The organism is Clostridium sp. (genome assembly GCF_026168755.1).
Lineage (GTDB): Bacteria > Bacillota > Clostridia > Clostridiales > Clostridiaceae > Clostridium.
In genome coordinates this window covers 1-15,010 of the sequence record NZ_JAPFDR010000006.1, presented here as the reverse complement: position 1 = coordinate 15,010, position 15,010 = coordinate 1, and the positions used below count along the sequence as shown (strand labels likewise).

Annotated in this window: 15 protein-coding genes and 3 tRNA genes; 4 read left to right on the top strand and 14 right to left on the bottom strand. The window is 26.7% G+C overall.

Features of this window, described 5'->3' with window-relative positions; genetic code table 11:
• Nucleotides 1–675 carry a response regulator transcription factor gene (locus Q0Y03_RS03845; RefSeq protein ID WP_297712503.1) on the bottom strand — a complete coding sequence of 225 codons (675 nt, stop codon included), beginning with the start codon at nucleotides 673–675 and terminating at the stop codon, nucleotides 1–3.
• Between the two features lie 166 nt (nucleotides 676–841).
• Between Q0Y03_RS03845 and Q0Y03_RS03840 the strand changes: the two genes are divergently transcribed.
• Nucleotides 842–1,033, top strand: a complete 192-nt coding sequence (locus Q0Y03_RS03840; protein WP_297712502.1) for a VTC domain-containing protein — start codon at nucleotides 842–844, stop codon at nucleotides 1,031–1,033.
• 316 nt (nucleotides 1,034–1,349) lie between these two features.
• Here Q0Y03_RS03840 and Q0Y03_RS03835 read toward each other — a convergent pair whose 3' ends face one another.
• The 7 genes from Q0Y03_RS03835 to Q0Y03_RS03805 form a co-directional block, all read right to left on the bottom strand.
• The gene (locus Q0Y03_RS03835; RefSeq protein WP_297712590.1) at nucleotides 1,350–1,601 is read right to left on the bottom strand and encodes a DUF1653 domain-containing protein; all 252 of its coding nucleotides are present in this window, start codon (nucleotides 1,599–1,601) and stop codon (nucleotides 1,350–1,352) included.
• Between the two features lie 48 nt (nucleotides 1,602–1,649).
• Nucleotides 1,650–2,876, bottom strand: a complete 1,227-nt coding sequence (locus tag Q0Y03_RS03830; protein ID WP_297712501.1) for an ABC transporter permease — start codon at nucleotides 2,874–2,876, stop codon at nucleotides 1,650–1,652.
• On the bottom strand, nucleotides 2,873–4,177 hold the full coding sequence (locus Q0Y03_RS03825) for a biotin/lipoyl-binding protein (RefSeq protein WP_297712500.1): 1,305 nt from the start codon (nucleotides 4,175–4,177) through the stop codon (nucleotides 2,873–2,875). The genes Q0Y03_RS03830 and Q0Y03_RS03825 overlap by 4 nt, the downstream gene beginning before the upstream one ends.
• 6 nt (nucleotides 4,178–4,183) lie before the next feature.
• On the bottom strand, nucleotides 4,184–5,026 hold the full coding sequence (locus tag Q0Y03_RS03820; protein ID WP_297712499.1) for a carbohydrate ABC transporter permease: 843 nt from the start codon (nucleotides 5,024–5,026) through the stop codon (nucleotides 4,184–4,186).
• An 18-nt stretch (nucleotides 5,027–5,044) separates the two neighbouring features.
• Complete coding sequence (locus Q0Y03_RS03815; RefSeq protein ID WP_297712498.1) at nucleotides 5,045–5,959, bottom strand: sugar ABC transporter permease; 915 nt, start codon at nucleotides 5,957–5,959, stop codon at nucleotides 5,045–5,047.
• Between the two features lies 1 nt (nucleotide 5,960).
• Nucleotides 5,961–8,462: an extracellular solute-binding protein gene (locus Q0Y03_RS03810; protein ID WP_297712497.1), complete on the bottom strand. Its 2,502-nt coding sequence runs from the start codon at nucleotides 8,460–8,462 to the stop codon at nucleotides 5,961–5,963.
• Between the two features lie 385 nt (nucleotides 8,463–8,847).
• Complete coding sequence (locus Q0Y03_RS03805; protein WP_297712496.1) at nucleotides 8,848–9,654, bottom strand: cation transporter; 807 nt, start codon at nucleotides 9,652–9,654, stop codon at nucleotides 8,848–8,850.
• 446 nt (nucleotides 9,655–10,100) lie between these two features.
• Here Q0Y03_RS03805 and Q0Y03_RS03800 point away from each other — a divergent pair, with 446 nt between their 5' ends.
• The 3 genes from Q0Y03_RS03800 to Q0Y03_RS03790 all read left to right on the top strand — a co-directional run bounded on the left by Q0Y03_RS03800 (nucleotide 10,101) and on the right by Q0Y03_RS03790 (nucleotide 12,188).
• On the top strand, nucleotides 10,101–11,048 hold the full coding sequence (locus tag Q0Y03_RS03800) for a patatin-like phospholipase family protein (protein ID WP_297712495.1): 948 nt from the start codon (nucleotides 10,101–10,103) through the stop codon (nucleotides 11,046–11,048).
• Nucleotides 11,049–11,169: 121 nt separating this feature from the next.
• Nucleotides 11,170–11,655, top strand: a complete 486-nt coding sequence (locus Q0Y03_RS03795) for a permease (RefSeq protein WP_297712494.1) — start codon at nucleotides 11,170–11,172, stop codon at nucleotides 11,653–11,655.
• A gap of 8 nt (nucleotides 11,656–11,663) precedes the next feature.
• A complete protein-coding gene (locus tag Q0Y03_RS03790; RefSeq protein ID WP_297712589.1) occupies nucleotides 11,664–12,188 on the top strand; it encodes a permease in 525 nt (174 codons plus the stop codon).
• A 64-nt stretch (nucleotides 12,189–12,252) separates the two neighbouring features.
• Here Q0Y03_RS03790 and Q0Y03_RS03785 read toward each other — a convergent pair whose 3' ends face one another.
• The 6 genes from Q0Y03_RS03785 to Q0Y03_RS03760 all read right to left on the bottom strand — a co-directional run bounded on the left by Q0Y03_RS03785 (nucleotide 12,253) and on the right by Q0Y03_RS03760 (nucleotide 15,010).
• A complete protein-coding gene (locus Q0Y03_RS03785; protein WP_297712493.1) occupies nucleotides 12,253–13,452 on the bottom strand; it encodes a PAS domain-containing sensor histidine kinase in 1,200 nt (399 codons plus the stop codon).
• 173 nt (nucleotides 13,453–13,625) lie between these two features.
• Complete coding sequence (locus tag Q0Y03_RS03780; protein ID WP_297712492.1) at nucleotides 13,626–14,135, bottom strand: hypothetical protein; 510 nt, start codon at nucleotides 14,133–14,135, stop codon at nucleotides 13,626–13,628.
• Nucleotides 14,136–14,188: 53 nt separating this feature from the next.
• Entirely contained in the window at nucleotides 14,189–14,635 is a 447-nt protein-coding gene (locus tag Q0Y03_RS03775; protein ID WP_297712491.1) for a hypothetical protein, read from the bottom strand.
• 140 nt (nucleotides 14,636–14,775) lie between these two features.
• Nucleotides 14,776–14,851 (bottom strand) — tRNA-Lys (locus tag Q0Y03_RS03770).
• A 5-nt stretch (nucleotides 14,852–14,856) separates the two neighbouring features.
• Nucleotides 14,857–14,933, bottom strand: a tRNA-Arg gene (locus Q0Y03_RS03765).
• Between the two features lie 3 nt (nucleotides 14,934–14,936).
• A tRNA-Gly gene (locus Q0Y03_RS03760) sits at nucleotides 14,937–15,010 on the bottom strand.

The following is a 15,010-nucleotide window of genomic DNA, read 5'->3' as shown; positions in this document are numbered from 1 at the left end:
CTAACTTCCCTCCAACTTATAACCAACACCTCGCACTGTAGTTATACTGGTAGTAGAATTAACATATCCTAACTTCTTTCTTAAAAAAGAAATATATACCTCTATATTATTATATTCTGCATCTGAATCATATCCCCATATTTTACTTATTAACTCATCCTTAGTTACTATTACTCTTGGTCTTTGCATAAAACATCTTATAATTTCAAACTCTTTTAAAGAAAGTTTAATACTATTACAAGGCCCTTCTAACTCATAAGTAGAAATATTTAATTTAATATCTCCAACCTCTAAAATATTATCATTTATAATTTCCCCTTGTCGTCTAGTCAAAGCTCTTAATCTTGCTAATAATTCTTCTGTTGCAAATGGCTTCGCTAAATAATCATCTGCCCCACTATCTAGCCCTTTAACCTTATCCTCAATTTCTCCTTTAGCTGTTAATAGAATAACTGGAGTCTTTATATTCTCTTTTCTTAACCTCCTAAGAACTTCTAATCCACTAAGCTTAGGTATCATAATATCTAACACTATCACATCATATATATCTGTTAATCCATAATCTAACCCATCTTCACCATTATATACAGCATCAACTATATATTTATTTTTGCTTAATATATGATTAAGTGCTTCTGAAAGCTGTATTTCATCTTCTACAAGTAATAATCTCATTAATCTCATCCTCCTCACTTATTATATATCTAATGCTTTACGAAAATTTTAACATAGAAATTAAATATTTAGGGTATTTTTAATATTATTTTAAGGTTGTAGTACTACTATTAACCTGTAAGTTAACTTAAATTTAACATTAACTAAAATTGGAGGCGAATATTTTATGAGTAAACCAAGACATGAGTTGAAATTTTTTATTAATGTCTCTGATTATTTTTCAATAAAAAATAGTATTAAGCATATAGCTTCCACAAATAAAAATGCTGGTTCTTCTGGTACTTATCATATAAGAAGCTTATATTTTGATAATTTTAATGATAAAGCATTACTTGAAAAAAAGTACCTTCTGATATGAATAACGGGGATAGCTCTGCTCATATGCAAATACCTTCTTATATTAGCAATTATGATAGCTAACTTGTATATTAATATTATTAGTTTATTTAAAGATCAGTAATTCATAATATAAAATATAGCAAAAAGTCGTTAACTTTTAAGGTGATTGCGTAGGAGATTGTATCTTTTAGCTTTAAAGCCAGTGATAAAGAAAATTTAATGATATTATTGGAAGGAATATTGTAATTAAATTCTAAAACTTAATTACACAATTCCTGGAGGTAATATCATTAATTTTCGGCATCACGGCATTCAAGCTCTAACGAACAATTTAGTTATTTTACGCTTTTGACGTCGAATTCTTGAAATCTATATTTTTGTCCTGTTGGATTAACCTTTCCTTCTGGAACTTCTTCCACAAACATATCATATGGTCTTACAAAAAGTCCACATTCCCCATATAAAGCTCTATAAAGAACCATAGTTTCTTGAGTTTCTGAATTCTTAACAAAGTCTTCAACTAAATATAAATCTCCCTTAAAATGTCTGAAAATCTTTCCTTTAGAATTAGATATATCTCTCATAATTTTTCCTCCGTTAATAATATTGTATTTAAAAAAAGAAACAGTCTGCTATTAACAAACTGCTTCATCTATTATATCATTATTTTCCACTTCAGTATTTACTTCTTCTTCATAAATTAAATACTTTCCATGAATATTTATAAAATAATTCCCACAAAGATATAAAGGATATATTAACCATATCATAGTTGTATTTACATCAAAATTATACTTATTCCAAATCATTAATATAGCAACAAATGAACAAATTATTGAAACCCCATTATTAATTATTAATGTTTTAATATCATTTATTTTTATAATCCTTAAATTAATTACAAATAATATTACTGTAAGTATTGAGTATAATACTGACTTTAATAAGTTTTCTATATTATAAATATCAACTCCATACTTTTTCATATAAAGTACATATTCAAATTTTTCCTTATATTCTTTCCCCATCTTACTCCAAAAATCAAAGTCAGACCACTTATTTGGAATCATATCTAAAGGAATAGAAATTTTAATGTTTGTAACCTTAAAAAATATAAATACAGAGGCAATAGACATTAAAATATATAGAATTACTAAAACTGGTTTATTTCTTGATTTAAATAAACTAGATATTACCTTAATTAAAATCAATACTAAAGCTATAATTGGAAATATTAATGCTATAAACTTAGCTATTATATAATATACATCCCCATTAATAGCCATTTCATTAATACTAAATTTCATTTTAAAATCTTTAATTTTATTTAATGTTAATCCTGTACCATCTATTGTTAATCCATCTAAAACTTGTGAAGAGTCTTTTGGAGTTTGAACCATAATATTAGCTTTAGAACCTTTTAAAATTCCTCTTACAATTAAAGTTCTATCATTATAAATAATCTCTCTGCCTACACAATTACTACTTCCAAATAATTTATAGGCTGTATCAATATCTATTAAGCACCCCTCTAAATCATCAGCAAATAAATTTGATCCCTTAACTAATAAATTAGATGAGCCTTTTATAATTAGAACATCTAAATCATTTGCTGTTTTCCCTAAATCAGGATTATTAGCAGATTGTAATGATTCTTCAGCCCATCCTACTACAGCTAACTCTTGATCACCCTTTTTTATAGTCTCAATTAATTTTGTATTATAATTTTCATTTTCAAAATAGAAATTTAAAGTCTTGTTTTCACTTGCTATATTATTTGCATAACCTAAGGATATTCCCCAGCACATAATTAAAGCAAATATAAGAATTATTCTAACTATGTGCTTTAAATACCTTATCATTCAGTCTCCAGGCGAACTCTATCGCCATCTTCTACTGTTTTATTACTATCAATAATTATTTTATCATTTCTTCCTAATGTACCTTCAGTTACTGCTGCATATTCACCATCTCTTTTTTCAACTTTTACATCAACTTTTTTAGCTGTTAACTCTTCACCTAATACAGTTTCCTTCTCAGTAACAACTAATACGTAATAATCACTACCTTCACCCTGTCTTAATGCAGCTAATGGAACACATGTACCATACTTCTTTGATTTACTTGAAACTATAATTTCTCCACTATCATCAATTTCTCCTATTCCTACTGGTAAAACAACTGTTACATTTAAAGTATCAGCATTATCTTGATTTTTAGAGATAGAGTCTATAGTTAAATTTTCAATAATACCATAAGTTCCTAAGTTTACAGCAACAGATTGCCCTTGTTTTATTGAAGTTCTATTTTCTTTATCAATTTGTCCAACAAATTTATATCCTTCATTCTTATCTGCAATTGATGCTATAGTATCAGTTGTAACTCCACCATTTTCTGCAACAACACTAGTAACTATTCCTTCTTTTTCTGAAGTAATTTTTCCACCAGCATCTAGTAAAGGTTGAAGTTTTGCAAGTTCTTTATTATATTCATCAATTTTAAGAGAATCTTTTGCGTCTTGAAGTGCTCTATCTAAATCTACAGTATCTTTTGATTCAGCTACAACTGAATCATACATAGATTTTTTTGATTGATAATCAGAATATAAGCTTTCTTCTGTTCCTGGATCCTTTTCTTCATCACTTAACTTAGAATAATTATCTAATGCTTGCTTTGCTGCATTCATTTCATTTAAAGCACTTTGTACAACTTGCTTTTTGGCATTTATAGCTTTATTATAATCTTCAGTTGCACGTGTTAAAGTCTTTTGCTCTTGTGATATATTTTCTTTAATTTCATTAACCTTTTTCTCTAGATCTTCAGTATCAAGTTCAACTAAAGTATCTCCAACTTTGATAATTGAACCTTCACTTATATTTACATAATTAATTTTAAGACCTTCAACTACAGAAATTTTTTCTTCTCTATTTTTTGCAACTACACCCTTAGCAGTAATTTCATCTACTATTGTTTTAGTCTTTGGCTTATCAACCTTAACTCTTGGTATAGTCATAGAATCTGCAGCCCTAGATAACATTGTGCATCCTATCATCAATATTAAAAAAGCAAACAATGCTTTTACTGCTTTTTTCTGTAAAGTGTCTTTTCCTTTTTTCACATATTTAAAATTTATAACTTTTTTAATTTTTTCTTTTTTACTCATAAATTATCATTCCTTTACTGCTGATGCTGCAATACCTTGCTCTAAATAGCTTTGACCTGCAAAAAATACTATTATAGCAGCTATTAATGTTACAGCAGATGCTGTAAATGCTATATCAGCATTTTCTAAAGTAATATTTGGTAAATAAATTGATAATGGCCATAAAGCCTTATCCTTTAAAAACGTTAATGGTTGTTCTATTAAGTTCCAATATTCTAAGAATTGTAATACAACAGCTGACATTATACCTGGCATTCCTAACGGAATACCTATCTTAGCAAAAATAATAAGTTCACTAGCACCATCTATTCTTGCTGATTCAATAATTGACTCTGGTATATTACAGAAGAATCTATACATTATGAATACTGAAAATGTTGAAAATATAGCAGGTAATATTATGCTTCCATGTGTATTAAGAAGGTGTAACTTATCTAATACTAAGTAACTTGATAGCATTGTAACTTGGAAAGGCATTAACATTACAACTATATAAATTGTGAATAACAGTTTCTTAAACGGGAATTTATATCTTGCAAATCCCCAAGCTGCTGGAATGCCAACTATAAGCTGTCCAATTACTGATAAAAATACTATTTTTACAGAGTTCCAAAACATTATAAAGAACTCTGGAGTATCAAATAATAATTCTACATATGCTCTCAAAGTAGGATAACTAGGTAATAATCCCCAGCTTACATATCCTTTACCCTTTTCAGATAATACCGGTGCAAGATAAGTGTTTAATTCATCTACACTCATAAATGAACCTGCTAATAAAAATATAACTGGGAAACACATAAATATAGATATTGCAACTAATATAATAAATACTATCTTTTTCTTCATTGTATAAATCACCTCACTCTAATCCTGTTTTTCCCATGCCCTTTGTAATAGCATAATCAATATAAATATTATTGTTGCCATAATTACAGATGCAGCCGCCATTTTACTAAAATCCAATTCCCTAAACCAATTATTAAATAAGTGTTGTAATAAATACATACTCTTATCTGGATAATCACCTGCAACTAAATATGCCTCCCTAAACACCTTAAATGAATTAAGAAGGGATAATACTGCTACTGTATACAACGTAGGTTTTAAACAAGGTATTGTTATCTTAGTAAAACACTGTAAATCATTTGCTCCATCTACTTTAGCTGATTCATATACCTCTTTAGATATGGAGTTTAATCCAGCTAACCACAAGATAATATTATACCCTAGATTTTTCCATATATAACTAAATACTAATATCCAAAATGCCCATCCTGTACTCATCCAATCTTGACCTGCCATATTAAATTTATCTAGCATAGCACTTAAGAATCCTTGTTCATGAAAAACAATATTCCATATTAATACTACTGAAGCTATAGGCACTGCCATTGGTATTAAAAAGGCTGTTCTTAGTATCTTTGATGCTTCTACAAATTTATTTAATAATACAGCTATTATTAATGATAATGATAATAATAACGGTATACATACAAGAACAAACTTTATAGTATTATTAGATGCTAGTTTAAAAGCTGAATTATTGAATACTTCAGTATAATTCTGAAATCCTATAAATTCTCTTGAAATTGCACTTTGAAAAGATCTAAGAAATACATCTAAGAAGGGAAGCAGTGTAAATACTGCTACCCCTATTAAACTTGGCAATACAAAATATAGTCCAGTATATTTAGTTTTTTTCTTTACTTTTTCTTCTTTTAATTTATTTGATTTTACTTTTCTTATTTGTTTTAATTTATTAACATTTAACTCTTCCATATTACTCTGATAAGTATAAATCCAAGTTATCTACAACTGTATTTATAGCCTCCTCTAAAGATATTTCACCTTGTACATATGAAGCAAATTGCTTTGCAACTTCTGTTAACAATATAGTATTAACTGTTGTAGCAGTATTTAAGCTTTCTATTTCACCCTTTAATTTATTTACATCTTCATCATTTGGATATAATATATTTATTTCCTTTGAATTTCCAAATTCATCAGACCAACCTGATGTACCTTGAATATAGTGATTTGTTGCTTCATCAAATTCTAATTCATATCCTTCTTCTTTCATTTTTTCTATAGAAAAGGCATTTTCAAAGCTATTTTTATTTATACTAAATCCTCCATCAGAATACATTTCACTAGAGTTATTCTTTATTAATGATGTTAAGATTTCTTTAGCTTGTTCTTTATTTTTTCCCTTTGCATTAATTCCAACTAAGTTAGATGGAATTAATATGTTTTCTTCTCCTCTAGTTAAAACTTTATAATCTATTTCAGGTGAAGTGTTTAAAAGAGTAACCATAGATCCATAATCATAAGTTCCAGCAAGTCCACCTAAACCTAATAATGAACTACCCTCAAGTAAAAATGAGTCTGCATAAATAGATGGATTTAAATAATACTGTAAATCATATAATGCATATAAATCTTCATAATCTTCTTCGCTATATTCTTCATCTAATTCTTCATCAACATTCTCTTCAGTATCTATCACTATAGAAGATCCTTCATTATAGCCTTCTAATTGAGAGTATTTATTCTCCATAGTTTTCATATAAGCTTCTTCATTAGTTTGAATTGCAGAATACATTTCATTAGCTTTTTCAAAGAAACTTTTTAATGCATCTTCATTTATAGTATCGTCTTCATTTAACCAATCACTTCCATATAGATAATATAATGAATAAACTAAAGAGTTTGGAGTAAAGTAATTATTAAATATTCTTTTCTCACTTTGAGTTGACAATTTTTTTGTTAACTCAACTAATGAATCTAAATCAGAAACTGAAGCAATATCATTCTTATTTCCTAATAATATTGGATATTTAAATGATGTTGGTATTTGATATATCTTTCCATCATTAGTATATGCATCTGCAATATTCTTAAATATTGTTCCATCCTCTGCTAAAGGATTTATAATATCGCTTATATCTTCTAATAATCCTTTTTCAATATATGATTCAGCTGATAAACCATCTAATATTATTACATCAGGTCCATTTCCAGCCATTATTTCAGTATTTAAAGTTTTAAGTGCATCTGATTGAGTTTTCCCATCACCATAATTTAAACCAATTTCATACTTAACATAAGTATCTGGATGTTCTTTTGAATATTTTGAAATAGCTTGTCTAATTGAATAATTTTCTAATAATGAATATACTACAAGTTGATTTTCTGGAACTGATGGTATATTTGCATCATAAGCAAAATTAATAATTGCAGATCCAGCTTCAGCATTAGAGAAATCACTAAATGTTGTTAAAAATTCACCATTACTCTTTTCAACGAATGATGTTATATTCATTTCGCTATCACCAAAAGATGAAATTGCAGAATCAACTAATTGATTTACTTTTTCACTTTTCATATCATACTCATATAAACCTAAAGTATTATAGTAATATATTTTATCTTTACTTCCTGAATTAAGGAAAGTTGGATAATAATTAGAGTTTTCAGATATTGTTGCTTTTTCTAAAGCTTCTAAATTTCCTTTTTCTTTCCCATTAGTAGTGTCATATTCTACTATTGAGTCAAATTCATATATAACTAATGAATCACCAACTAAAAAAAAGTCACTTATCCATTCTTTAGCTTCATATATATTCTTCTCTTCAAAAGTTTCACCATCAAATTGAACTACTTTTTCATTATTACTACCGGCAGTAAAGAATACATCTCCGTTTGAACTAGTTTTAAAGCTACTATAGCCCATTCCCATTTCCATTGAATCATCATCATCATTATATATTGAAAGATCTAAATCAATATCAGTTAAATTACCATCTGCATCTACTGTAGCATATTTATATTCTGGTTCCTCATAAACAAACTCTTCTGTTGTTGCCTCACCTTCAACTGACATAGAATCATCTATTGCTCCCTCTTCCATTTCTGTAAAAGGTTTTTCAAAGTAATATGATAATAGTATTGTACCATTACTTAAATACACTATATTATTAGTATATGTTTCTTTTCCTTCTTCTTTTGGTAGCACTATAGAGTTTTGTGTCCATGTTTTACCTCCATCTTCAGAAATAAAAGCTACTGGCTTCCTATCTTCTGTCGAATATCCAATCATACCTATTTTGTCATTTTCTAATAAGCTTAAAGTTTGGACTTCAACCCCTTCAGGTACTTCATATCGCTCTTCAACATATCTCCCCATTGAAGATTTTCCTCCATCTTTTGAACACCCTACTATACCTAATGCTAATGTTAATGTTAAAAGTATTGAAAGCATTCTTTTAAAACTTGTCCCCATATTTACCTCCATAATATTTATTATTTATAATTTATTTGTATTTTATTTTATAATATCATTTATTGGTTTATCCTTCCATATAAGGTTACTTATAAATTTTTAATATAATATTTTTATATAAATAAAATTAAAATATAAAAAATTACTCTTATATTATTTATTAGACATATTTAACCTTTAAAAAGTTCCATATTTTCATTTTTAATATCTTTATTCATAATTTTATATTACAAACCTTAATTTACTATTAATATATTATTAAATTTATCTTACAAAATTTAAAGGAGCCAAAAATTTAGCTCCTTTAAATACATGTTATTTAATTAATAAACTCCATTTACTCTTCAATTTGATAACAAACAAAAAAGCTAGCTTTCACTGACTTTTACATTGCCCATTTTTTGTTTCCTGTAAAAGATACATTCAACCACTTTTTATAATCAATATGCTTAATTGCATCATTTATTTCTTCTCTTACATTATCCATTTGATCTAATGTCTTAAGCTTACTATCTTTATTATAAACAAAATCAATTTCAATTCTAAGTTCACGTCCAACTTTAGATACTCTTGTTATAGAATCTTCAAAATTATATTCTTCCTCAATTTCTTTAACTAATACATATATATCATCATTAATTTCATCATTAGCTTTTACACATATTACTTCCTTAAAGTTTTCTATAAAAATCTTTATAGGTATTCTAATACATAATAGTGATGCTGCAACCGTCATACCTGGATCAATATATGGATTCAAGAAATTCAATTTTGTATTTGATATAGCAATACCTATTATAAATGCCGCTAATACTGCTGCACTTAATGATGTGTCCATAAGCCATTGAGTAAATTCTGCCTTAATAAGTTCTGAAGATAACGCTTTTGATTTAATCTTCATATATAGTGAAATCACTCCACAACCAATAACTGATATAATTGAATATATAATTGCTAATCCAAACTCTAAGTTATTTCCACCACTTACTATGGTCTTTACGGCTCCTACTAATGAATATAAACACATAATAGTTATTATTAATGATTTTATTGAAATAACTATTGGCTCTAAAATATGTTTACCAAAAGGAAATTTTTCAAAATCTCTCTTCGCCATATAATTATTAATATAAAGTGATAACATTGATAATATTACACTGATAAATGAATATAATCCATCGAATATAATCATATCAGACTTTAAAGCTCAGCCCCATGCGATACCAAATAGTGCAAAGAATAACGCACCTACTACAGATAGTTTTAATATTTTATTCTCTAGTTTCATTATTCTCACCTCTATTCTTATTTTTGACTTTTTTAAAACTAGATACTTATATGATATACTAATTAAATTATTTTTGTAATGCTTAAAATGCTGAGAAATTACAACTAATATATTCATCTATATATATGTAAAATTTTGAAAATAGCTTAAATGTACCTATTTTTAATTAAAATGTACTTATTATAGCTGATATTTATCAAATATTTAAAATATCAACATTAGTTTCAAATAAAAACTCCGTGAATATTATCTAAATTCTAATAAAAATTATACTCTATATTAACGTTATTATATCAATTATATTTTAAATCATATAATATATTAATTTAAATATATTAGGTGGTGAATCAATGAAGGCAGATATAGTTTGTGAAGGTGGAGGAGTAAAAGGAATCGCACTATTAGGTGCAATTTCTTATTTAGAAGAACATGGATATACCTTTGAAAGGTTTGCTGGAACTTCTGCCGGTGCTATAGTAACTTCATTATTAGCAGTAGGCTATACAGGAAAGGATCTAAAAGATATACTTTTAAAGTTAGACTTTAAAGATTTCTATGTAAAAAATAAATTAACTTTATTACCCTTTATTGGTCCAACTATAAACCTTTTTAAAAATAAAGGATTATTTTCTGGTAATAACATAGAAGAATATTTATCTAAATTATATAAAGCTAAAGGTAAAACTAAATTTAAGGATATATCTATAAATGGGGTTAGCCCTCTTAAGATAATTGCTTCTGATATCACAAATAAAAGGTTACTTATTCTTCCAGATGATTTAGTAAAATACAATATTGATCCCTTAGAATTTAGTATTGCTAAAGCGGTAAGAATGAGTATTAGTATTCCCTTTTATTTTAACCCTGTAATTCTTAAGAATGGTAAAAATTCAAGCTTTATAGTTGATGGTGGATTACTAAGTAATTTTCCAATTTGGATCTTCGATGTTGAAAATAATCCTCGTTGGCCAACATTCGGACTAAAACTAATTAGTAATAATGATTTAAAAATAGTTAATCCAAGTAAAAGTAATTTAATATCTTATTCCTGTGATGTAATTGATACTATACTTACTAAAGATGATGAAGCTTTTTTAAATAATAAAGATTCAGTAAGAACTATTAAAATCAGAACATATGATGTTGGTACTGTTGATTTTGGCATATCAAAGGACGAATATCTTAACTTATTCAATTCAGGTTATGATTGTGCAAAAACTTTTCTTGCAAAGTGGAGTTTTAACTCTTATATTTCTAGATACAGAAATACTCATATTCCCAATAGAAATTTCGGTTAAAACTAATTAAATAGCAATGTATAGATAAATTTTCTAAATACATTGCTATTATTTTATGTATAATTCACATTATTTCTCTTTAAATCATAAAATATAACTGAATCATTTTTAGGAGTATTTTATGACCCCTATCATCTTATATAGTTTAGCAATAGTTTCTATAATAATATCATTTATAAAAGACAAAAGTAAAACAAAGAAAGCTATTATATTAGGATTAAAGTCATTTGAAAATATATTACCTCAATTTCTTTGCATAATAATAACTGTAGGAATATTACTTTCATTTTTCACCACAGATACAATATCTAAAATATTAGGTACTAGTTCAGGTTTTATTGGTATTATACTTGCTGATATTATAGGCGCAATTACAATGATGCCTACTTTTGTTACATTTTCACTTGGTAATACCTTACTTTTAAACGGTGCTGGATATTCACAAGTTGCCACACTTGTTTCATCCTTAGTACTAATTGGTCTTATGACACTTCCCCTTGAAATTAAATATATTGGTAAAAGAGCTGCACTATTAAGAAATCTGATTGCATTTATATTTTCAATTGTTGTAGGAATTATTTTAGGAAGGATTATGATGTTTATATGAATACTATAATAAAAATTTTTAAAAGGTATAAATCCTTTTTAATATCCTTATTAGTACTTATAATATTATCTTTTTTTAATAAATCAATACTTACTCAAACTATTAATACCGCCAGCTCTAATATATTACAAATGCTCTCTGTTCTTCCTCCTGTAATGATTTTATTAGGATTAATAGACGTATGGATTCCTAGAGAACAACTTATGAAATACATGGGAAATAATTCCGGAATAATTGGTATTCTTCTAGCTATGTTAATTGGTTCAGTAGCTGCTGGTCCTATGTATGCTGCTTTTCCTTTTACTGCAGTTTTAATAAAAAAAGGTGCAAAGTTTTCAAATATAATTATTTTTATGAATGCTTGGTGCTTAACTAAAATTTCAACATTACTATTTGAATTTTCAGCACTTGGCTATAAATTTACTTTGGTCAGATTATTAATAGATATCCCTGGTGTTTTAATAATGAGCTATTTGGTAAATTTGCTAATGTCAAAAGATTCTATAAATGAGCTTTATAATAAATATAATTAAAATTTAATTATCCCTCTGCCCTATTAAGCAGAAGGATATTTAAATTTTAATTAATTCTAAATATTTAATTATATATATCTGCAAATTCAATACTACACTTTTCAACCTTTGATTTAGTTAAATTGCTAATTTTTTTATTCTTACTTTCAACTTGTCTTATAGGAAGGCTTATAGTAAATTTACTACCTTCATTAATCTTACTCTCTACATATATATCACCTTGATGCATTTTAACAAGTGATTTAACAAGTGATAATCCTATCCCACTACCATTAGCCCTTCTAGTTAGCTTATTATCAATCTGAGTATACCTTTCAAATATTGTACGAAGTTTTTTTTCAGGCATACCTATACCATTATCTCTCACTGATATATAAACATTTTCATTATCTTTTCCTATGTTAACATATATTTTTCCGCCATCTTTTGTATACTTAATTGCATTAGATAATAAATTTAGAATTATCCTTTCTATCTTATCTGGATCACATGCAATTATTTCTTCTTCAATCTCAGTATCGAAAATAAGCTCTATCCCCTTATTATTTACATATTCTAAAATAGACATTGTAATATCTTCGACCACACTTATAATATTGTAATTTCCTAATTCAATATTATAATATCCATAATCCATTTTACTAATATCAATTATGTTATTAACCAACCTAAGAAGCCTATAGCAATTTTGCCTAATTGAATTCATATATTTATTCAAATTTTCTTCATCACTTGCTCTTATATTTTTATTTTCAATATTTTTATTTATTACTTGCATAGTTGCTAATATTATATTTAAAGGTGTTTTAAATTCATGTGATATATTAGAAAAAAATTCACTTTTTAAACTTTCTAATTCAATTGCCTTTTCATAAGCAATTTTTTCTTCTTTAATTTTCTTTTCTTCAGTTATATCTCTGGCAGTTAAAATATACACACGCTTTTCTTCCATAAACTTACAGCTATACTCCATCAACTTATAATCATCATTTTTACATTTAAATCTAACTTTTAATCCCTTAACCCCATTACTTATAGACTCACTTGTTATAATGTTTAAAATGCCTTTTAAATCCTCTTTATGAATAAAATTATGCCATTCATATTGAAGTAATTCCCTTTCAGTCCATCCTAATAATTCACTACAACATCTACTTATTTTTTTAATTTTCCCATCTTCCCCTATAATAGCCATAATATCTGCTGAAATTTCAAAAAAATATTCTAACTCACTATTTTTATCATAAATTGCCCCTACTTTCATATTTATATCTCACCCCATACCCATCAACATTTTATTGAAATATTAAATATCAATTGATATTATTCCACTGTTTATATTTTACTATTTTTCCCATATTTCTTCAACCTTTTTTTCTCATATATTCAATTAAATTTACATTTTATTACCTATTATAAACAAATTAATCAATCCTATTATATTATTTTTAATTTAAAATTTTTAGCTATATTTTCATATTTATCGTATACACTTTTTTCTTTATAAAATACCGGGAATTTTTCGTTGTAATTACCCCATATGGTAAATGGCTCTTTTGTAAAATATATAGTAGAAAATAATATTTCTTTAGTTATTATTCTAACTATAAAAGGAATACTTTCTAATGTTAGATTATAATAAATTCCAGATTTACTATTCTCACCTTCAAATTTTTCCATAAATTCTTTATCTTCACAATTTAAAAGTTCTTTAAATCTTATCTTCGCATCTTCTTCTAATACATTAAAATAAAAATCAACATATGAATTTTCTACTCCATTTAATCTTACTGCTTCTTCTAAAAAACCAATCATACTTTGTTCAAAATCATATGAATTATTAGATTCTAAGATTTTATTTTCAAATTTATTGATTCCCTCTGTAATATTATTGAATCTAATCTTAACTTTGTCTTTAAAGTCATCTTCATTAACCGAAATTAGCATATAATCACTCCTATATTTTACTTTTTATATTAATAAATTTTATTTAGTTATTATTATTCCTCATTTTTTTCTTCCTGTATTTCATCCTCATTTAATTTATTAAAAGCTTCTAATCTCATTAAATTAGCAAATACACTTATTAAGTATGAATTAGCAACATTTTTATATGCAACTAAATCATTATTTTCTCCTCTATAAATATTGCTAAAATCTTTTATATATAATCTATTTGATGCAACTATCCATAGTAATATATAACCTAATAAAACTAACCTTTGACTAAATAAAAATGCTTCTTCAGAAGTTTGGCCTGTATTATTTCTATCTTGCGCATCTAATATATCTAAATTAGCAGCATATATATAATTTGAATAACCTGCTACTAAAAATGCAACTCCTACTTTTTCCATATTTCCTAAGTTAACTTCAAATTTTATAATATATTGATCTATCTTTTCTTTTTCTTCATTATCTTTTTTATCATAGCCTTTACTCTCCATTTTACCTCCTAAAAAAGCAATTCATAATATAATATGAATTTCCAATTTTATTGGTTAGCATTATAAATAAATGACTTTTAAAATTTAATAATTATATTTTTATATAAATAAAAAAAGAAACTCTATTGAGTTTCTTTTTTTGGTGGCTTACCGGGGAATCGAACCCCGGACACCTTGATTAAAAGTCAAGTGCTCTACCGACTGAGCTAGTAAACCGAATATGGTGCGTGTTAAGAGATTCGAACTCCTGGCCCACGCCTTAGAAGGGCGTTGCTCTATCCAGCTGAGCTAAACACGCTTATGGAGCGGGTAGTGGGAATCGAACCCACCTTTCCAGCTTGGAAGGCTGGAGTATTACCGATATACGATACCCGC